The following is a 19,484-nucleotide window of genomic DNA, read 5'->3' on the forward strand; positions in this document are numbered from 1 at the left end:
CCTGAAAGCATCGTGTGAAGAGGCTGTGCGGCCCTGGCGCGCGCCCTGGCAACGGTCGCGTCACAGGCCGGTCTCAGCTGGTCGATGACCTGGAAACTGGTCCCTATTGGGCCCCTTACGGGTGATACAAAGAACTCCCGCCTGCCTTCCGCTCAATGGCGGGGTTCCACGTCCGATTCGCTCCTTCCCGGAGGGCTTTGACCACCGGGATCGCGGGGGAGGCCGGTCGGTCGATGGGTCCCGCACCTGAAGGATTTCGCATGTCACAGCCGCCTCCGCCGCCCAACCAGCCGCCGCAGGGCGGCTTCGGGGCACCGCAGGATCCTGGTTACGGCTATCCGCAGCAGCCGCCCACGCCGCCTCCGGGCCAGCAGGGTTACGGCTATCCGCAGGCGCCCGGTCAGCCACCGCAGACCCCGCCGCCGCCCCCGGCGGCACCGCCCGCCCCGCCGCAGACGCCCCCGCAGGGCGCCGGCGGCTACGGCTACCCGGAGCAGCCGGGCGCCGGCCAGCAGCCTTACGGTCAGCCCCAGTACGGCCAGCAGCCTTACGGCCAGTCGCAATTCGGCCAGCAGCCTTACGGTCAGCAGTACGGCCAGCCGCCGCAGCCCCAGTTCCCCGGCAGCCCCGGCCCGGGCGGCCCCGGCGGCTCCGGCCAGTCCAAGCAGCGCATGGCGATCATCGTCAGCGCCGTGGTCGCGGTCGCGCTGATCATCGGCGGCGGCATCTGGTTCGCCACCAAGGACGACGGCGGCGGCAACGAGGCCAAGGGCAAGGACACACAGTCCAGCCAGGGATCTTCTTCAAGCGGTTCCACGGGTGGCGGGGACAAGCCCGCCAAGACCGTAGATGCCAAACTGCTCAACAAGGTTCCCATGCCCAAGGTCTCCGACCAGATCACCGTCGAGGGCATGTGGGTCACCGACGACACCTTCGTGAAGGCCGACGTCTACAAGATCGTCGGCTATCCGCTGAGCGGCGGCACCGCGAAGTGGACGATCCCGCTGGACGGCGCGGTCTGCTGGTCCTCGGACCACCTCACCAAGGACGGGCTGACCACGGTCCTCTACCAGGAGGCCAAGCCATCGGCCAAGGACAAGTACCCCGGCTGCACCGAGATCGGGCTGCTGGACCTCAAGAACGGCAAGATGCTCTGGCACCGGAACGTCAAGGAGGGTGACGAGAAGGTCCGCTTCGACGAGGTCACCCTCGGCGGCGGCACCGTGGCCGCGGGCGGCACCAGCGGCGGCGCCGCCTGGTCCACCTCGGGCCAGGCGTTGTGGAAGCCGAAGTCCGGCGAGCAGTGCTCGGACGACGGCTACGCGGGCGGCGAGGACAAGCTGGTCGCGGTGCGCCGCTGCGGTGACTACGACAACCCGCAGATCCAGGTCCAGACGCTGAACCCGAAGACGGGCGCGGTGAAGTCGGCCTACAAGGTCTCGCAGGGCATCGACTACGTCCACGTCGCCTCCACCGACCCGCTGGTGATCGGCCTCGACGCCGGTGACTCGACCGGCTCGGCGGTCTCTGACTTCCTGTCCGTCGACGACAGCGCCAAGACCGGCAAGGTGCGCGGCAAGATCGGCACCGAGAACGGCAAGTACGACGCCAAGTGCGAGTCGACCAACGTCGAGGGCTGCCGGAAGTTCGCCGTCTCCAAGTCGGCCAACACCCTCTTCCTCGGTTCCGAGGACCGCACCGACTCCTCCGCCGCGACGGCCAACGAGGTCGTGGCGTTCAGCCTGGCCAACGGCAAGCCGATCGGGAAGACGGACGGGGTCAAGGGCGCCGCGCTCACCCCGCTCGGGCTCGACGAGAACGGCTCCGTCCTCGCCTACCAGGAGAGCACCTGGGAGGCCGGCGGCGCGGTCTGGCAGATCGACCCCAAGTCGTACGCCAAGACCAAGCTGCTGCAGAACCCCGTCGCCTCCCATGAGATGGAGTCGAAGTTCAGCCCCAGCTACTCGGAGATCATCTACTCCGGGAAGCACCTCTTCATGAGCGACGTGTACGCCACCAAGCCCTCGGGCACCTACGACAAGGACGACCCGCTGGCGATCATCTTCGGCGCGAGCTGACCCCTTCGGCATCCGCCCAGCTCCCGGCGGCCCCGCCCGTACCCACCGTACGGGCGGGGCCGCCGCTTTTCGCCCCGGCGGAGCGCCGGGGCACGCGCCCGCGCGGAACCCGGCCGCATCGGTCCGATTCAGACGTCAACCGGACCTCAAGTAGGCACTAATGGCCGGGATTTCGGCATTCCGGGGGGCTTCTGCCCGGTAAGGGGCGCGCAACGTCGAACAAGCGTGTAGCTTTCCCCCCTGAGCGAATGGGGGGAGCTCATGGGCGTGCGACTCATGGTGGTCGATGATCACCGTCTGCTCGCGGAGGCGCTCGCCTCGGCGCTGAAGCTGCGCGGGCACCGGGTGCTCGCCGCGGCGGCACCGAGCGCGGGCGCGGCGGACCTGGTGGTGAGCCGGGCACCGGAAGTGTGCCTGCTGGGCACGGCATCACCAGCCGAACCAGGGGTGTTCGACCCGGTGGTGCAGATCAAGAAGGAGCGGCCGCAGGTCGCGGTCGTGGTGCTCGGCCCGGTGCCGAGCCCACGCGGCATAGCCGCCGCCTTCGCCGCCGGCGCGTCCGGCTATGTGCGCCACGACGAGCGGATCGAGGGCGTCGAACGCGCCATGATGAAGGCGCGCGCGGGCGAGGCCGCCGTGGCGCCCCAGCTGCTCCAGGGGGCGTTCGCGGAGCTGCTCAACCCCGCGGCCCAGCCCGACGACGAGGGGGCCCGGCTGCTGCGCATGCTGACCCCGCGCGAGGTGGAGGTGCTGGTGCGGGTCGCCGAGGGCGAGGACACCCGGCTGATCGCGGCGGGCATGGGGATCGCCCCCAGCACGGCCCGCACCCATGTGCAGCGGGTGCTGATGAAGCTCGGGGTGGGCTCACGGCTGGAGGCGGCGGCCCTGGCGGCGCGCACCGGGCTGCTGGACCGCGCGGCGTCCCGCCGGATCGGGGCGCCCGCGCCCCAGCCGCCTTCGCCGCAGCCGCCCTCGCCCGAGCCGCCCGCGTCGGCGCCGTAGTCCGCGTCGGCGCGGCGGCAGCCCCGCGGGCCGGCTCGCGGCGGCCGGGGCCCCCGCGCCCTGGCGCGCGGCGGCCCGCGCCGCTCAGCCCTCTCCGGCCTCGGGCCCTCCGGTTCCGGGTCCTCCGGTTCCGGGTCCTCCGGCCCCCGCCCCGCCCTCCGGCCCGGACTCCGGCTTGGGCGCGGCCCCCGGGGCGGACAGCGGCCTGAGCTTCATCCAGAGCAGGAAGAGCAGGCCGACCGCGAGCATGCACCATCCGGTCCAGAGGTTGATGTTGATGCCCGATGCCTTCTTCACATCCGCGTCCGAGGCGGTGAACCCGGCGATGAGGACGATGATCCCGTAGATCACGAACAGCCCGCCGATGATCCGCCGCACATCGAACAGCCGCGCCGCGGTCGCCGACTTCTGCTCCAGCTCATCGACCTCGGACCGGTATACGTACTCCTCACTCATGGCGTGGGCTCCTTATCCGCCGGAGGGTCACAGGGAGAACGGGATGTAGCACAGGGCCGCGAGGATCAGCGCGCCCCAGCCCAGCACGGCCGGGCGGCGGTACCACACCTCGTCGCCCGGCGCCGGCGGCTCGGCCACGCCGGGCGCGGTGGTGCCGTAGACCAGACCGGCCAGCGACTCCACCGGCTTGGGCTTGGTGAACGGGGTCACCGCGACCATCACCACGCCGCCGACCACGAACGCCACGATGGCGGAGACGAAGTTGGCGCCCTGGTCGCTGGGGATGGAGATGACGCCGTCCCGGTAGAGCCAGAAGTAGTTGATCATCGCGGCCACGGTGCCGCAGAGCAGCCCCCAGAACCCGGCCTGGGAGGTGGCCCGCTTCCAGAACATCCCGATGATGAAGACGCAGAACAGCGGCACGTTGAAGAACGAGAACAGCGTCTGGAGGTAGTTCATGATGTTGCTGAACGAGGAGGCGATGAAGGCCGTCCCCATGCCGGCCAGCACGCCGATCGCCGTCACCACCCGCCCCGTCAGCAGGTAGTACCCGTCCGGCCGGTTCTTCCTGATGTACGCCCGCCAGATGTCGTGGGTGAAGACTGTGTTGAAGGACGACACATTGGCCGCCATGCCCGCCATGAAGGCGGCCAGCAGCCCGGTCACCGCGAGCCCCAGCACCCCGTTCGGCAGCAGCTCGCTCATCAGCAGCGGAATCGCGTCGTTGTACTGCAGAGCGCTCTTCTTCGAGCCGATCTGCGGGTCCATGGACAGCGCGATCAGCCCCGGGACCACCACGATCAGTGGGATGAACATCTTCGGGAACGCGGCGATCAGCGGGGTGCGCTGGGCGGCCGAGAGGTTCTTGGCCGACAGGGCGCGCTGTACCTCGGCGAAGTTGGTCGTCCAGTAGCCGAAGCTCAGGCAGAAGCCGAGGCCCAGCACGATGGTCAGCCAGTTGGCCCCCAGCGGGTTGGGGGAGCCGATGCCGGTGCCGCCCCAGGCGGAGACGAAATTGGGGCCGTGGGAGTCCACCAGCGATTCCTTGAGCCCGCCGAAGCCGCCGATCCGCCTCAGGCCGATCACGGTGAGCGGGATGAGGGCGGCCAGGATCACGAAGAACTGCAGCACCTCGTTGTAGATCGCCGAGGAGAGCCCGCCGAGGGTGATGTACGCGAGCACGAAGAGCCCCGCGACCACGATGGCCACCCACTGCGGCCAGCCCAGCAGCGCCTCCACCACGATCGCCATCGCGTAGAGGTTCACGCCCGCGATCAGTACGGACGCGATCGAGAAGATGATCGAGCTGAGCAGATGCGAGGACGGTCCGTAGCGGTGCAGCAGGAACTCGGGGACGGACCGTACCTTGGAACCGTAGTAGAACGGCATCATCACCAGGCCGAGGAAGACCATGGCCGGAATCGCCCCGACCCAGTACCAGTGCACGGTGTACACCCCGTACTGCGCGCCGTTGGCGGCCATCCCCAGGATCTCCAGGGCGCCCAGGTTCGCGGCGACGAAGGCCAGACCGGTGACCCACGCGGGCAGCGACCGGCCGGAGAGAAAGAAGTCGAGGCTGGTCTTGACGCTCGCTCTGGCGGCGAATCCCACGCCGAGGACGACGACGAAGTAGAGGATCAGGATCGTGTAATCGAGTGCGTTGGTGGGAAGCCGGAGCCCTTCGGCCAGATAGCGCATGGTCTCGCCTCATCGCCTGAACGGAATGCACCAGAAACGTTCAGTGAACGTATCCGAATTCTTGTGGTTTGTCCGAGCGCCTTCACCGTGCATTGACGCCACTGTTGGCTTGTGGTTCATTATGTTGAGTTGTGTTGGGTGCACCTGACAGGAGCTGGCGGAGTGAAGAAGACGGCGACGCGGCTCGCGGATGGACGCGAGCTGATCTATTACGACGCGCGCGACGACGCGGTGCGCGACGCCGTCGACCAGCGGCCGCTCGACCCCATCGCGACGCGCTCGGAGATCCGGCACGACCGCCTCCTCGGCGACCGGGTGGCGATCGCCTCCCACCGCCAGGCCCGCACCTACCACCCGCCGGCCGACGAATGCCCGCTGTGCCCCTCCCGCGAGGGGCGGCACAGCGAGATCCCCGCCCCCGGCTACGACGTCGCGGTCTTCGAGAACCGCTTCCCGTCGCTGGCCGGGGACTCGGGCCGGTGCGAGGTCGTGTGCTTCACCTCCGACCACGACGCCTCCTTCGCCGACCTCGACGCCGCACAGGCCGCTCTGGTGCTCGACGCCTGGACCGACCGCACCGCCGAGCTGGCCCAACACCCCGCCGTCGAGCAGGTCTTCTGCTTCGAGAACCGCGGTAAGGAGATCGGCGTCACCCTCGGCCATCCGCACGGCCAGATCTACGGGTATCCCTTTGTGACCCCTCGTACACAGCTGATGCTCCGTTCGCTCGCCGAGCACCGTGTGGCCACCGGTCGGAATCTGTTCGATGATGTGGTCGCCGATGAGCTGGCCGACGGGCGCCGGGTGGTGCTCGACGGGGAGCACTGGGTCGCGTTCGTCCCCTACGCCGCCCACTGGCCGTATGAGGTGCACCTCTACCCGAAGCGGCGGGTCCCGGACCTGCCGGCGCTGGACGAGGCCGCGCGCACAGAGTTTCCACAGATGTATCTGGAACTCTTGAAGCGCTTCGACCGGATTTTCGGGGAGGGTGAGCCGCCCACGCCCTACATCTCCGCCTGGCACCAGGCGCCGTACCGCATGACCGACCGCGGCGAATTCGCACTTCACCTCGAGCTTTTCACCATCCGCCGCACTTCCGGCAAGCTGAAGTTTCTCGCGGGTTCCGAATCCGGCATGAATGTGTTCATCAACGATGTGCCGCCGGAGGCCGCGGCCGAGCGACTGCGAGAGGTAGCGAGCAAGTGAGCAATGCGCAGCAGAAGAAGTACCTGGTCACCGGCGGCGCCGGCTATGTCGGCAGCGTGGTCGCGGCGCATCTGCTCGAAGCCGGCCACCGGGTGACGGTGCTGGACGACCTGTCCACAGGGCACCGGGAGGGGGTCCCCGAGGGCGCGGATTTCATCGAGGGCCGCATCCAGGACGCCGGCAAGTGGCTCGACCCCACCTTCGACGGCGTGCTGCACTTCGCGGCGTTCTCCCAGGTCGGCGAGTCCGTCGTCAACCCCGAGAAGTACTGGGTCAACAATGTGGGCGGCACCACCGAGCTGCTCGCCGCGATGCGCGACGCCGGGGTGCGCACCCTCGTCTTCTCCTCCACCGCCGCCACCTACGGCGAGCCCGACCAGGTCCCGATCACCGAGGACCTGCCGACCGCGCCCACCAACCCCTACGGCGCCAGCAAGCTGGCCGTCGACCACATGATCAGCGGCGAATGCGCCGCCCACGGGCTGGCCGCGGTCTCCCTGCGCTACTTCAACGTCGCCGGCGCCTACGGGTCCTACGGCGAGCGCCATGACCCCGAGTCCCACCTCATCCCCCTGGTGCTCCAGGTCGCCCAGGGCCGGCGCGAGGCGATCTCGGTCTTCGGCGAGGACTATCCCACCCCCGACGGCACCTGCGTCCGCGACTACATCCACGTCGCCGACCTCGCCGACGCCCATCTGCTCGCCCTCGGCGCCGCGACCTCCGGCGAGCACCTGATCTGCAACCTCGGCAACGGCAACGGCTTCTCCGTCCGCGAGGTCATCGAGACGGTGCGCCAGGTCACCGGCCACCCCATCCCGGAGATCGCCGCCCCGCGCCGCGGCGGCGACCCGGCGGTCCTGGTGGCCTCGGCCGAGCGCGCCAAGGAGCGCCTGGGCTGGCGCCCGACCCGCGCCGACCTGGCCGGAATCGTCGCGGACGCATGGGAGTTCGCGCAGCGGAGGGAGAGTCAGTGACGGACGAGCACGGCCCCGGGCGGGCCACGGCGGGGTTCCACGAGGTCTACGGCACCGACCCGGGCGGCGTCTGGGCGGCGCCGGGCCGGGTCAATCTGATCGGCGAGCACACCGACTACAACGACGGCTTCGTCATGCCGCTCGCCCTGCCCCACACCTGCCTGGCCGCCGCCACCCCGCGCACCGACGGGGTGCTGCGGCTCCACTCGGGCGACGCCCCGGGCGGCATCGTCGAGCTGCGGGTCGAGGAGCTGGCACCGGTCGCGGGCGGGGCCGGCGGCGGTGACCGCGGCGGCTGGGCGGCCTATCCGGCCGGAGTGGTCTGGGCGCTGCGCGATGCGGGGCTGCTGACGGGCCCGGCCGGCGGTGCGGACCTGCACTTCGAGTCCACCGTGCCCACCGGCGCCGGACTCTCGTCGTCCGCCGCGCTGGAGGTGGTCACGGCCACCGCGCTCAACGACCTGTACGGACTGGGGATCACCCCGCGGCGCATCGCCCAGCTGTGCCAGCGCGCGGAGAACGTCTTCGTGGGCGTGCCCTGCGGGATCATGGACCAGATGGCGTCCGCGTGCTGCACCGAGGGGCACGCCCTGTTCCTGGACGCCCGTGATCTCACCCAGCGCCAGGTGCCGTTCGACCTGGCGGCCGAGGGGCTGCGGCTGCTGGTGGTGGACACCCGCGTCAAGCACGAGCTGGGCGACGGCGCCTACGCGAACCGGCGGGCGGCCTGCGAGACGGCCGCCGAGGCGCTCGGGGTGCCGGCACTGCGCGATGTGCCCTTCGACGGGCTGGACGCGACACTCGCCCAGCTGGAGCGGCTGGGCTACGACGCGACCACCCGGCGGCGGGTGCGCCATGTGGTGACCGAGGATCGCAGGGTGGAGGAGGTCATCGAGCTGCTCGACACGGGGGACACGCGGTCCATCGGACCGGTGCTGACCGCCGGGCACGCCTCCTGCCGCGACGACTTCGAGATCTCCTGCGCCGAGCTCGACCTCGTCGTGGAGTCGGCGAACGCGGCGGGTGCGCTGGGGGCGCGGATGACCGGCGGCGGCTTCGGCGGCTCGGCCATCGTGCTGGTGGCGGAGGCGGATGCGGAGGCAGTGGGCAAGGCGGTGACCGAGGCGTTCTGCGCGGCCGGCCACGGGGCTCCGCGGATCTTCCCGGCGGTGCCCAGCGCGGGGGCGCGACGGCTGTAGCCGGACGGGGGAGCGACGGCTGTAGCCGGACGGGGGAGCGACGGCTGTAGCCGGCCGTCGCCACCGGCCCCTTGATCGCTTCTCGGAGCGTCCTCGGTAAATCTTCGCGGCTCGTGGATCACTCAGTCCCCAAGAGCGAACAAGAAACACACAGTGAACAGCCGAGAACAGTCAGTTTCGCTAATCCGCTTCCTATATGAGACCACAGCCTTACTCTGAGTACAGCGTCGGTGGGGGCCGACGCCTATCAGGGGGCGAGACAGTCAGGTACGACGCCCGGGGTGGGGTAGCAATCACAGCACGGCGGCGGCCGTGCGGGTTGCGGCGACCTTGCGCCGGGCGCCGTACCCGCACTGTTTCTCGGTGTATCCGGAATCTTCATCCGGCGACTGGGGGGTTGTCCGTGGCACGTATTCGGGTTCTCGTGGTTGACGACCATCGTATTTTCGCCGAGTCACTGGCCGCCGCCCTCGCGGCGGAACAGGACGTGGACGTGGCGGCGGCCGGCAGCGGCCCGGCGGCGCTGCGCTGTCTGGAGCGCGCCGCGGCGGAGGGGCGCCGCTTCGACATTCTGCTGGTCGACGCCGATCTGGGCACGGCCGCCGACGGCGCGGGCCCACCGCTCCCGGTGCCTGCCGAGGTGGCCTACGGCGGGGCGAACGGCACGCCGCACAACGGCATCCACGGCGGGCCGCACAGCGGCCCCGCCCGGGTGGTGAACGGCCGGGCGGCCGACGGCATATGGCTCGTCGGCGCGGTCCGCTCGACCCAGCCGGGGGTGCGCACCGTGGTGCTGGCCGAGCGCGACGATCCGCGCCGCGCGGCGGTGGCGCTGCAGGCCGGGGCGTCCGGCTGGGTCGCCAAGGACTGCTCACTGGTCCGGCTGCTCGCGGTCATCCGGGGGGTGCTCCGGGAGGAGACCCATCTGCCGCCCGCTCTGCTCACCGGCGTCCTGCGGGAGTTGACGGCCGCCCGTAAGCACCGCACCGAAAGCGAGCGCCTGGTCGAGTCGCTGACGCCGCGTGAGCGGGAGGTGCTGCGCTGCATGGTGGCCGGGCTCGGCCGTAAGGCCGTCGCCGAGCGGCTCTTCCTCTCGCCGCACACCGTCCGCACCCATATGCAGAATGTGCTGGGCAAGCTGGGCGTGCACTCCACGCTGGCGGCCGTGGCGCTGGCCCGGCGCGCCGGCGTGGGCCCGGTCGACCTAGCCGGGGAGATTGTCGAACGGGGCGGTCAACTGGCGTAGCAGCGCGGCCAGTTCGGCCCGCTGGGCCTGAGAGAGCTCGGCCAGAATGGCGTGCTCATGGTCCAGCAGCCCGGCCAGTGCCTGATCGGCGCGGTCACGCCCCTCGGCGGTCAGCCGGACCAGCACACCGCGCCGGTCACTCGGGTCGGGCCCCCGCTCGACCAGCCCCTTCTTGGCGAGCCGGTCGATGCGGTTGGTCATGGTGCCCGAGGTGACCAGGGTCTGGGTCAGAAGCTGCCCGGGGGAGAGCTGATACGGGGGCCCGGCCCGCCGCAGCGAGGTCAGGACGTCGAACTCCCAGGGCTCCAGATTGTGCTCGGCGAAGGCGATCCGCCGCGCCCGGTCCAGATGGCGGGCGAGCCGACTGACCCGGCTGAGCACTTCCAGCGGTTCCACATCGAGGTCGGGGCGTTCCCGCCGCCACGCCGCGACCAGCCGATCGACCTCGTCCTCCATGGCGATCAGTGTAGTGGGTCTGTCGACATGAAGTCTCTTGACATCAAGAGATATCGTGGGCAACGGTAAGACACCGGGACGCGCAGCGGTCACGGCGGCGCGCCCCGTACCGACCGTACCCACAGGGGGACCGACCATGACCACCGCGCCCAACTGGGATCCCCGGCAGTATCTGCGCCACGCCGGCCACCGCACCCGCCCCTTCCTGGACCTGCTGGCCCGCGTCCCCGAGCTGCCCGCCGACCCCGGCCGCCCGCCCCGCATCGCCGATCTGGGCTGCGGCCCCGGCAATGTCACCGTCCTGCTCTTCGACCGCTGGCCCGACGCCCATGTCACCGGCCTGGACAACTCCGCCGAGATGCTCGCCGAGGCCCAGCCCCTCGCGGGCCCCACCACCGGCGGCGGCCGCCTCGACCTGCGCCGTACCGATGTGCGGGACTGGGCACCGGACGAGCCCTACGACCTGATCGTCTCCAGCGCCGCCCTCCAGTGGATCCCCGGCCATCCCGACTCCTTCGGCACCTGGCTGGCCGGACTGCGCCCCGGCGGCACCTTCGCCTTCCAGGTCCCCGGCAACTTCACCGCCCCCAGCCACACCCTGCTGCGCGACCTGTGCGACGCCCCCGAGTGGCGCGACCGCCTCGCCGACCGCCTCCGCGACCCCGCCTCCGTCCTGGAGCCGACCGAGTACCTGGAGCGCCTGGCCGCCCTCGGCTGCGAGGTCGACGCCTGGGAGACCACCTATGTGCAGGTCCTGACCGGCCCCGACCCGGTCCTCGACTGGGTCAAGGGCACCGCCCTGCGCCCGGTCCTGACCGCCCTCGCCGACGACCCGCCCGCCCGCGACCGCTTCCTCGCCGCCTACGCCGCCCTCCTCCGCGGCGCCTACCCCTCCGGCCCCCACGGCACGGCCTTCCCGTTCCGCCGCGTCTTCGTCGTGGCCCGCACGGCCCAGCGGTGATCGCGGCCCTCGACCACGTCCAGCTCGCCGCCCCGCCCGGCAGCGAGCCCGCGCTGCGCGCCTACTACGGCGAGGCACTCGGCATGACCGAGATCCCCAAACCGGCCGCCCTGGCGGCGGGCGGCGGCCTGTGGTTCGGATGCGGCCCGGTCCAGCTGCACCTGGGCATCGAGCCGGGCTTCCGCCCCTCCCGCAAGGCCCACCCGGGTCTGCGGGTCGTCGGCATAGAAGCCTTCGCCGCCCGCCTCGCCGGGCAGGGCGCCGAGGTCGTTTGGGACGCGAAGTTGCCAGGGCACCGCCGCTTCTATTCCGAGGACCCGGTCGGCAACCGGCTGGAGTTCCTGGAGCCGATCGGGTGATATCACTCGATCGGATGATCGGCCCGGGGTTCGCCGTAATGAGGCTTCATGGACGCGGAGCGTCACGGTGTCGCTTGGACCAACCCCGACGCCAAGAAGGCCGACTACGCCGACGAGCATCGCGTCCCGTACGGCACCGACGCCGCCCTTCCCGACGGCCCCGCGAAGGGCTTCGTCATCGGGGACGCGATCGTCAGGCCGTGACGGGCAGGCGCGTGTGGTGCGGGCCGACTCCTGGACACGGTCGAGCAGTCGGTGGCGGCCGGCCGCGTGGGCGAAGTCCGGGGTGAGCCAGGTGCCCGTGGTGAGGTCCTCCAGCAACTGGGCGGAGGCGTACGCCACGTTGTACGCGGTCTCGGCCGAGCGTCCGGCGAACCGCGGGAGCAGCTCGTACGAGGCGGGGACGGTCAGCTCGGGCAGCTCGGTGTCGGATCCGCGGGCGCCGTGGAGGGTGATCCGGTCCATCCACAGGGCGGCGGAGTCGGCCTTGACCACCAGATCGCCCTCGGTGCCGTTGATCTCCCAGTGGAAGTCGGTGGCGCGGGAGGTGCCGCCCCGGAAGTGGACGGCGGCGACCGTGCCCGACTCCTGCGTCCCGGTGACCGTGATCTGGTCCTCGGCCGTCATGGTCGCGGTCCGCCCGGTCGGCTCGTGGGTCACCTGGGGCCGGAGGCTCGCCGTCGTGGCGGAGACGTCGGTGAACTCGCCGAGCACCATGGTCAGCGCGTCGACGGTGTGGCCGAACGGGATGGACAGCAGCGTCGCGCCATTGGCCCGGTCCAGCAGATAGTCGCCGCCGTCGCGGAACGTCGGGCCCCAGCCCCGGCCCGAGCCCACCACGGTGGTGGACAGCACCCGGCCCACATAGCCTTCGGCCACCAGATCCCGCAGATAGCGCAGCGGCGGGGCGGAGCGGGCCTGAAGACCCACCGCCGTGCGCACCCCCCTGGCCTCGGCGAGCGCCGCCAGTTCCTCGGCCTGGGCCAGGTCGGTGCCCAGCGGCCACTCGCTCAGCACCGGCTTCCCCGCCTCCAGGGCCGGAACGATCAGCTCATGGTGGTGGGGCACCTTGACCGTCACCACCACCAGGTCGACCTCCTCGCTCCGGGCGAGTTCCGCGGCGCTGCCGAAGGTCAGCGAGACGCCGAACTTCGCGCCCGCCGCGCGGGCTGACTCCTCGCTGCTCGCGCTGAGCGCCCGCGGCTCATAGCCGTCCAGGGCGGCCAGCGCGGGAACGCGGGCGCGGGCGGCCTACCCGCCGCTCGCGCTGAGGCCGACGATGCCGACGCGGACGGGGGTGCGGGGACCGGAAGCCGATGAGGACATGACGGAGCTCCTTCAGAGAACCACGCGGAACGCGCGGGAAGGACACCCAACTTAGCCAAGTGTTCGTTGTGCGTCGAACACTTGGTGGCTCGTCCTCGGCCGGAACCTTGATGGCCCGTCCTCGGCCGGAACGACGAACGAGACCCCCTCGATTCCGTCGCGGTCACATACCGGGCACGCCTTGCCGCAGCGCTCCCCAGAAGCGATCCGACATGAGACCGTGGACGCGCCGAACAACAAAACCGTGGCCACGTTCTCGGGGGAGAGCCATGAGCAGCGCGTCGGGCGGGGCGGATCCGGGCACAGGCGGGGGCAGCGAGGAGCAGAGGCAGCGCGGCATCTGGATACTGGTGGCCGCCGCCCTCGCGTTCGCCGTGCTCGTGCTGCCGCAGGTGGTCGAGGGGGACGACAAGACCTCCTTCGCGGGCGGCGCGCTCCCGACCGGCGGAGCCCCACGCCTGCCGACGAGCCCCGGCGGGCTCCCCAGCGGAGGCCCCACGGGCCTCCCCAGCGCCTCGCTGCCCGGGTACGGCTCCGGAGGCAGCGGGGGAGGGGGACGGCCTGCCGAGACCCAGGCGCCCGCCACGCCCACCGTGGCGCCGGATCCCACCGAGGAGGCGTACCGGGCGGTGAGCCCCGGGGACTGCCTCGCCGTGTACGACGCCGGGGACGGGCAGTACAACACCAGGATGCCCACCCCGGTCGCCTGCAGCGCCGGAAAGGCGTTCATGTGGGTGAGCGCGGTGCGGAGCAGCGGCGGGGCCTGCCCGCAGGGGGCGGGCCAGAACTACATGTCGTACACCTCGCGCGGGCGGACCACCGCCCTGTGCCTGACCCGCAAGTTCACGGTGGGGTACTGCCTGCTGGCCCAGCAGACGGGCAGCGGGCAGCAGGCGCGGATGAACGCCGGGCTGATGACCGTGGTGGACTGCGACGCGAAGCGGGTCCCGGCCCGGTACAACCGGATTCTGCACATCACCGGCGTCTACAAGGCCCCGGCCAACGCCTCCGCGGCGAACTGCGCGCGGGCCCAGGGCGACCGTACGTACTACTGGTCGTGGCTGGTGAACGACGGCCGGACGCTGCTGTGCACCATGGTGTACCAGGGCTGACCGCTCAGCGGGTCGCCACGTTCACCACGCCCCCGCTCAGCGCCAGCACCAGAATGACGCCGGCCCCCGGGGCGGCCAGATACGGCAGGAGGGCCAGCGTGGCCAGCAGGCAGTACGCGGCGGCCACCCAGGACAGCAACTGCTGGGCCTCCTGTGGCCCGTAGCGGTTGAGCCGCACCACGAGAGCCATGAACACCGCCGCCCACAGGGCGGCCCGCGGCTCACCGAAGGAGACATTGTCGTACAGGTCCACGGCGGGCTGGTACCAGTCCGTGTCGGCCAGCGAGCCCGCGAACTCGATCATGCCCTTCAGGTAGCCGTGCGACGCCATCGACGTCGCGTCCTTCAGGTCCGCGCGCACCCACTCCGTGATGGCCAGCATCATCAGACCAAGCGCATGACAGACCCCTGGCCCCACGGCCACCGTCTTCCGACGCGCCTCGGACCGCTCCCCCGTGCTCATGCCCGGATCCCCCTCCCCCTGAGCCCCCATCATCCCCGCAGGGGGGACGCGCGGACCAGTACCAGGAGGTCACGCCTTGCGGCGGCTCACGCCTTGCGGTGGCCTATCAGCCGCGGCTTCGGCTCCAGACCGTCCAGACCGTGCCAGGCCAGGTTCACCAGGTGCGCCGCCACCTCGGCCTTCTTCGGCTTGCGGACGTCCAGCCACCACTGGCCCGTCAGCGCCACCATGCCCACCAGCGCCTGCGCGTACAGCGGGGCCAGTTTGGCGTCGAAGCCGCGGGCCTTGAACTCCAGGCCCAGGATGTCCTCCACCTGGGTGGCGATATCGCTGATCAGCGAGGCGAAGGTGCCCGTCGACTGGGCGACGGGGGAGTCACGGACCAGGATCCGGAACCCGTCCGTGTACTCCTCGATGTAGTCCAGCAGGGCGAAGGTGGCCTGCTCACACAGCTCCCGAGGATGGCCCGCGGTCAGCGATGTGGTCACCATGTCCAGCATCCGCCGCATCTCACGGTCCACCACGACCGCGTACAGCCCCTCCTTGCCGCCGAAGTGCTCGTACACCACCGGCTTGGAGACACCCGCTTTCGCCGCGATCTCCTCCACCGACGTGCCCTCGAAGCCACGCTCGGCGAAGAGCGTGCGACCGATGTCCAGCAGCTGCTCCCGGCGCTCCTTGCCGGTCATCCGGACCCGGCGGGGTCGCCGGGGCCCGGATCCGGAAGGCCGGCCGGTCCGGCCCCGCCGGTCCTTTTCACCGCTGGTATTACTGTCGGTCGCCACGCCCTCCATCATGCCGCTCCGACGGACTCCTCCTGACGGCGGGCGTCGATACGGGCCTGGCTCGGCCACCGGACGTCATACGCCCAGCCCGCCTTCTCGAACCAGCGGATGATCCGGGCGCTGGAGTCCAGCTGCCCCTTCATCACCCCGTGCCGGGCACAGGTCGGATCCGCGTGGTGCAGGTTGTGCCAGGACTCGCCGCACGAGAGCACCGCCAGCCACCACACATTGCCGGAGCGGTCCCGCGACTTGAACGGGCGCTTGCCCACCGCATGGCAGATCGAGTTGATCGACCAGGTCACATGGTGCAGCAAGGCCACCCGGACGAGGGACCCCCAGAAGAAGGCGGTCACCGCGCCCTGCCAGGACCAGGTCGCCAGCCCGCCGATCAGCGGCGGCAGCATCAGGGAGACCAGCGTCCACACCACGAACTGCCGGGAGACCGCCCGGACGGCGCCATCCCTGATCAGATCCGGTGCGTACTTGTGCTGGGACGTCTGCTCCTCATCGAACATCCATCCGATATGTGCCCACCACAACCCCTTCATCAGGGCCGGAACGGTCTCGCCGTACCGCCACGGGGAGTGCGGGTCGCCGTCCGCGTCGGAGAACTTGTGGTGCTTACGGTGATCGGCCACCCAGCGGACCAGCGGCCCCTCCACGGCCAGCGACCCCGCGATCGCCAGCGCGATCCGCAGCGGCCGCTTCGCCTTGAACGAGCCATGAGTGAAGTAGCGGTGGAAGCCGATCGTGATGCCGTGGCAGCCGATGTAGTACATCGACACCAACAGCGCCAGATCCAGCCAGCTGACCCCCCAGCCCCAGGCCAGGGGAACCGCCGCGACCAGCGCGACGAAGGGGACGGTGATGAACAGGAGAAGGGTGATCTGTTCGATGGAACGCTTGCTGTCCCCGCCGAGCGTGGCGGAGGGGAGCGGGGCCTCCTGGGCCTTCGGCGTGTCGTTGACCACGTCGGGGCTTGCAGTCATGGGATCCCTCGTGGGGCTCGGGGCATGGCTACGGATGCGTAACCTACGGCGTCGTAAGTATGGCAGGGCCGGGAAGCGGGGCAATAGGGCTCTGGTCTCACCCAGGGCCGTGCCGCCTATCCTGGGAACGTCGGACAGCGCGGTCCGCACATGGCCGAAAGCACCGGGTCAGCAGCCCGCGGCGCCCGCCGCACAAGCCCTGATGCCGCGCTTCGAACCCCGTTCACTGCAAGGAGCCCGCACCTGTGAGCAGTGCCGACCACACCAACGCCGCTCTGCGTGCCGACATCCGCCGTCTGGGGGACCTGCTCGGCGAGACCCTCGTCCGCCAGGAGGGACCCGACCTCCTCGAACTCGTCGAGCGCGTCCGCGCCCTCACCCGCAGTGACGGCGAGGCCGCCGCCGACCTGCTCGGCTCCACCGACCTGCAGACCGCCGCCAAGCTGGTCCGCGCCTTCTCCACCTACTTCCACCTGGCCAACGTCACCGAACAGGTACACCGCGGCCGCGAGCTGCGCGCCCGCCGCGCCGCCGAGGGCGGCATCCTCGCCCGCACCGCCGACCAGCTCAAGGACGCCGACCCCGAGCACCTCCGGCAGACCGTCGCCCACCTGGGCGTCCGACCCGTCTTCACCGCCCACCCCACCGAGGCCGCCCGCCGCACCGTCCTCACCAAGCTCCGCCGCATCGCCGAACTGCTCGACACCCTCGCCGTCGGCGGCGACGCCCGCCGCGCCGACCTGCGGCTCGCCGAGAACATCGACCTGCTCTGGCAGACCGACGAGCTGCGCGTCGCCCGCCCCGAGCCCGCCGACGAGGCCCGCAACGCCATCTACTACCTCGACGAACTGCACGCCGGCGCCGTCGGCGACGTCCTCGAGGACCTCACCGCCGAACTCGAACGCGTCGGCGTCGAGCTGCCCGCCACCACCCGCCCCCTCACCTTCGGCACCTGGATCGGCGGCGACCGCGACGGCAACCCCAACGTCACCCCCGAGGTGACCCGCGACGTCCTGATCCTCCAGCACGAACACGGCATCACCGACGCCCTGGAGATCATCGACGACCTGCGCGCCGCCCTCTCCAGCTCCATCCGCAACACCGGCGCCTCCGAGGAACTCCTCGCCTCCCTCCAGCGCGACCTCGAACTGCTGCCCGAGATCAGCCCGCGCTACAAGCGGCTCAACGCCGAAGAGCCCTACCGGCTCAAGGCCACCTGCATGCGGCAGAAGATCGTCAACACCCGCGAACGGCTCGCCGGCGACACCCCCCACCAGCCCGGCCGCGACTACCTCGGCTCCGGCGAACTCCTCGCCGACCTCCACCTCATCCAGAACTCCCTGCGCGCCCACCGCGGCCACCTCATCGCCGGCGGCCGGCTCGAACGCGCCATCCGCACCCTCGCCGCCTTCGGCCTCCAGCTCGCCACCATGGACGTCCGCGAACACGCCGACGCCCACCACCACGCCCTCGGCCAGCTCTTCGACCGACTCGGCGAGGAATCCTGGCGCTACGCCGACATGCCCCGCGACTACCGCCGCAAGCTGCTCGCCAAGGAACTGCGCTCCCGGCGCCCCCTCGCCCCCAGCCCGGCCCCCCTCGACGCCGCCGGCGCCAAGACCCTCGGCGTCTTCCGCACCATCCGCGACTCCTTCGAGCGCTTCGGCCCCGAAATCGTCGAGTCCTACATCATCTCCATGTGCCAGGGCTCCGACGACGTCTTCGCCGCCGCCGTCCTCGCCCGCGAGGCCGGACTCATCGACCTCCACGCCGGCTGGGCCAAGATCGGCATCGTCCCGCTGCTGGAGACCACCGAAGAACTCAAGATCGCCGACAAGCTCCTCGACGAAATGCTCGCCGACCCCTCCTACCGACGGCTCGTCGCCCTCCGCGGCGACGTCCAGGAGGTCATGCTCGGCTACTCCGACTCGTCCAAGTTCGGCGGCATCACCACCTCCCAGTGGGAGATCCACCGCGCCCAGCGGCTGCTGCGCGACGTCGCCCACCGGCACGGCGTACGGCTGCGGCTCTTCCACGGCCGCGGCGGCACCGTCGGCCGCGGCGGCGGCCCCACCCACGACGCGATCCTCGCCCAGCCGTGGGGCACCCTCGAAGGCGAGATCAAGGTCACCGAACAGGGCGAGGTCATCTCCGACAAGTACCTCGTGCCCTCGCTCGCCCGCGAAAACCTCGAACTCACCGTCGCCGCCACACTGCAGGCATCCGCCCTGCACACCGCGCCCCGCCAGTCCGACGAGGCACTCGCCCGCTGGGACGCGGCCATGGAAACCGTCTCCGACGCCGCCCACGGCGCCTACCGCGCACTCGTCGACGACCCCGACCTGCCCGCGTACTTCTTCGCCTCCACCCCCGTCGACCAACTCGCCGACCTCCACCTCGGCTCCCGGCCCTCCCGCCGCCCCGACTCCGGCGCCGGCCTCGACGGACTGCGGGCCATTCCCTGGGTGTTCGGCTGGACCCAGTCCCGGCAGATCGTCCCCGGCTGGTTCGGCGTCGGCTCCGGCCTCAAGGCCGCCCGCGAAGCCGGACTCGACGGCGTCCTCGACGAAATGCACCAGCACTGGCACTTCTTCCGCAACTTCCTGTCCAACGTCGAAATGACGTTGGCCAAGACCGATCTGCGGATCGCCCGCCACTACGTCGACACGCTGGTCCCCGAGGACCTCAAGCACGTCTTCGACGTCATCCAGGAAGAGCACGAACTGACGGTACGAGAGGTGCTGCGCATCACCGGGGAGCGCGAACTCCTCGACTCCAACCCGGTGCTGAAGCAGACCTTCCACGTCCGGGACGCCTACCTCGACCCGATCTCGTACCTCCAGGTGACCCTGCTCCACCGCCAGCGCACCGCGCGCGAACGAGGTGAAGAGCCCGACCCGCTGCTCGGCCGCGCCCTCCTCCTCACGGTCAACGGCGTCGCGGCAGGCCTCCGCAACACGGGCTGACCAGAGCGTAGGCCCAACACCGGGCGGGGGCCCCCCCCCCCCGCGGGGGGGGGGGCCCCCCGCCGGGGGGGGGGGGGGGGGGGGGGGGGGGGGGGGGGGGGGGGGGGGGCGGGGGCGCGGGGCGGGCGGGCCCGCCGCCCCCCCCCCCCCCCCCCCCCGGGAAGCTCACCCCCCACCATGCACCGGGCGGGCCCGCTCCCCCGTGGGG

17 protein-coding genes and 1 pseudogene are annotated in these 19,484 nt (G+C 71.1%); 11 read left to right on the forward strand and 7 right to left on the reverse strand.

The features are described from left to right. Nucleotides 1–260 precede the first annotated feature (260 nt). Both ACFYOY_RS24465 and ACFYOY_RS24470 read left to right on the forward strand, forming a co-directional pair. Nucleotides 261–2,078 carry a hypothetical protein gene (locus ACFYOY_RS24465; RefSeq protein WP_351886769.1) on the forward strand — a complete coding sequence of 606 codons (1,818 nt, stop codon included), beginning with the start codon at nucleotides 261–263 and terminating at the stop codon, nucleotides 2,076–2,078. Between the two features lie 261 nt (nucleotides 2,079–2,339). Beyond that, nucleotides 2,340–3,080: a LuxR C-terminal-related transcriptional regulator gene (locus tag ACFYOY_RS24470; RefSeq protein WP_351886771.1), complete on the forward strand. Its 741-nt coding sequence runs from the start codon at nucleotides 2,340–2,342 to the stop codon at nucleotides 3,078–3,080. Nucleotides 3,081–3,164: 84 nt separating this feature from the next. Here the strand turns inward: ACFYOY_RS24470 and ACFYOY_RS24475 are convergent, their stop codons facing one another. Then, entirely contained in the window at nucleotides 3,165–3,536 is a 372-nt protein-coding gene (locus ACFYOY_RS24475) for a hypothetical protein (protein ID WP_351886774.1), read from the reverse strand. A gap of 27 nt (nucleotides 3,537–3,563) precedes the next feature. Beyond that, a complete protein-coding gene (locus ACFYOY_RS24480) occupies nucleotides 3,564–5,234 on the reverse strand; it encodes a sodium:solute symporter family protein (protein ID WP_351886777.1) in 1,671 nt (556 codons plus the stop codon). Nucleotides 5,235–5,396: 162 nt separating this feature from the next. Between ACFYOY_RS24480 and galT the strand changes: the two genes are divergently transcribed. The 4 genes from galT to ACFYOY_RS24500 all read left to right on the forward strand — a co-directional run bounded on the left by galT (nucleotide 5,397) and on the right by ACFYOY_RS24500 (nucleotide 9,859). After that, nucleotides 5,397–6,440 carry a galactose-1-phosphate uridylyltransferase gene (gene galT, locus ACFYOY_RS24485; protein WP_351886780.1) on the forward strand — a complete coding sequence of 348 codons (1,044 nt, stop codon included), beginning with the start codon at nucleotides 5,397–5,399 and terminating at the stop codon, nucleotides 6,438–6,440. After that, nucleotides 6,437–7,414: a UDP-glucose 4-epimerase GalE gene (gene galE, locus ACFYOY_RS24490; protein ID WP_351886783.1), complete on the forward strand. Its 978-nt coding sequence runs from the start codon at nucleotides 6,437–6,439 to the stop codon at nucleotides 7,412–7,414. Before galT ends, galE begins: the two co-directional genes overlap by 4 nt. Next, nucleotides 7,381–8,613, forward strand: a complete 1,233-nt coding sequence (gene galK / locus ACFYOY_RS24495) for a galactokinase (RefSeq protein ID WP_351886785.1) — start codon at nucleotides 7,381–7,383, stop codon at nucleotides 8,611–8,613. Before galE ends, galK begins: the two co-directional genes overlap by 34 nt. Before the next feature lie 403 nt (nucleotides 8,614–9,016). Then, the gene (locus ACFYOY_RS24500) at nucleotides 9,017–9,859 is read left to right on the forward strand and encodes a response regulator transcription factor (RefSeq protein WP_351886788.1); all 843 of its coding nucleotides are present in this window, start codon (nucleotides 9,017–9,019) and stop codon (nucleotides 9,857–9,859) included. On the opposite strand, the gene ACFYOY_RS24505 is transcribed toward ACFYOY_RS24500, so the two are convergent. Further along, nucleotides 9,818–10,315, reverse strand: a complete 498-nt coding sequence (locus tag ACFYOY_RS24505; RefSeq protein WP_014054422.1) for a MarR family winged helix-turn-helix transcriptional regulator — start codon at nucleotides 10,313–10,315, stop codon at nucleotides 9,818–9,820. The two genes, ACFYOY_RS24500 and ACFYOY_RS24505, sit on opposite strands and share 42 nt — an antisense overlap. 136 nt (nucleotides 10,316–10,451) lie before the next feature. Here ACFYOY_RS24505 and ACFYOY_RS24510 point away from each other — a divergent pair, with 136 nt between their 5' ends. From ACFYOY_RS24510 to ACFYOY_RS24520, 3 genes are read left to right on the forward strand one after another with little or no spacing between them, the layout of a single operon-like run. After that, a complete protein-coding gene (locus ACFYOY_RS24510) occupies nucleotides 10,452–11,276 on the forward strand; it encodes a trans-aconitate 2-methyltransferase (RefSeq protein ID WP_388589564.1) in 825 nt (274 codons plus the stop codon). After that, nucleotides 11,273–11,635: a glyoxalase gene (locus ACFYOY_RS24515; RefSeq protein ID WP_388589567.1), complete on the forward strand. Its 363-nt coding sequence runs from the start codon at nucleotides 11,273–11,275 to the stop codon at nucleotides 11,633–11,635. The genes ACFYOY_RS24510 and ACFYOY_RS24515 overlap by 4 nt, the downstream gene beginning before the upstream one ends. 48 nt (nucleotides 11,636–11,683) lie before the next feature. After that, the gene (locus ACFYOY_RS24520; RefSeq protein WP_351886797.1) at nucleotides 11,684–11,839 is read left to right on the forward strand and encodes a hypothetical protein; all 156 of its coding nucleotides are present in this window, start codon (nucleotides 11,684–11,686) and stop codon (nucleotides 11,837–11,839) included. A 69-nt stretch (nucleotides 11,840–11,908) separates the two neighbouring features. Here ACFYOY_RS24520 and ACFYOY_RS24525 read toward each other — a convergent pair. Then, nucleotides 11,909–12,862, reverse strand: a pseudogene (locus ACFYOY_RS24525) (Gfo/Idh/MocA family protein); the annotation flags it as partial. A 368-nt stretch (nucleotides 12,863–13,230) separates the two neighbouring features. Here ACFYOY_RS24525 and ACFYOY_RS24530 point away from each other — a divergent pair. Further along, the gene (locus ACFYOY_RS24530; protein WP_351886800.1) at nucleotides 13,231–14,073 is read left to right on the forward strand and encodes a hypothetical protein; all 843 of its coding nucleotides are present in this window, start codon (nucleotides 13,231–13,233) and stop codon (nucleotides 14,071–14,073) included. 4 nt (nucleotides 14,074–14,077) lie between these two features. Here ACFYOY_RS24530 and ACFYOY_RS24535 read toward each other — a convergent pair whose 3' ends face one another. From ACFYOY_RS24535 to ACFYOY_RS24545, 3 genes are all read right to left on the reverse strand, one after another. Then, the gene (locus ACFYOY_RS24535) at nucleotides 14,078–14,458 is read right to left on the reverse strand and encodes a hypothetical protein (RefSeq protein WP_351886803.1); all 381 of its coding nucleotides are present in this window, start codon (nucleotides 14,456–14,458) and stop codon (nucleotides 14,078–14,080) included. A gap of 164 nt (nucleotides 14,459–14,622) precedes the next feature. Continuing rightward, the gene (locus ACFYOY_RS24540; protein WP_351886805.1) at nucleotides 14,623–15,333 is read right to left on the reverse strand and encodes a TetR/AcrR family transcriptional regulator; all 711 of its coding nucleotides are present in this window, start codon (nucleotides 15,331–15,333) and stop codon (nucleotides 14,623–14,625) included. Beyond that, complete coding sequence (locus tag ACFYOY_RS24545; RefSeq protein ID WP_351886808.1) at nucleotides 15,330–16,310, reverse strand: fatty acid desaturase; 981 nt, start codon at nucleotides 16,308–16,310, stop codon at nucleotides 15,330–15,332. Before ACFYOY_RS24545 ends, ACFYOY_RS24540 begins: the two co-directional genes overlap by 4 nt. A gap of 245 nt (nucleotides 16,311–16,555) precedes the next feature. On the opposite strand from ACFYOY_RS24545, the gene ppc reads away from it, so the two are divergent. After that, nucleotides 16,556–19,276 (forward strand): phosphoenolpyruvate carboxylase, encoded by a 2,721-nt coding sequence (ppc, locus tag ACFYOY_RS24550; protein ID WP_351886811.1) that lies wholly within the window; start codon nucleotides 16,556–16,558, stop codon nucleotides 19,274–19,276. Nucleotides 19,277–19,484 lie beyond the last annotated feature (208 nt).

This window comes from Streptomyces sp. NPDC007875 (assembly GCF_042868035.1).
Classification (GTDB): domain Bacteria; phylum Actinomycetota; class Actinomycetes; order Streptomycetales; family Streptomycetaceae; genus Streptomyces; species Streptomyces antimycoticus.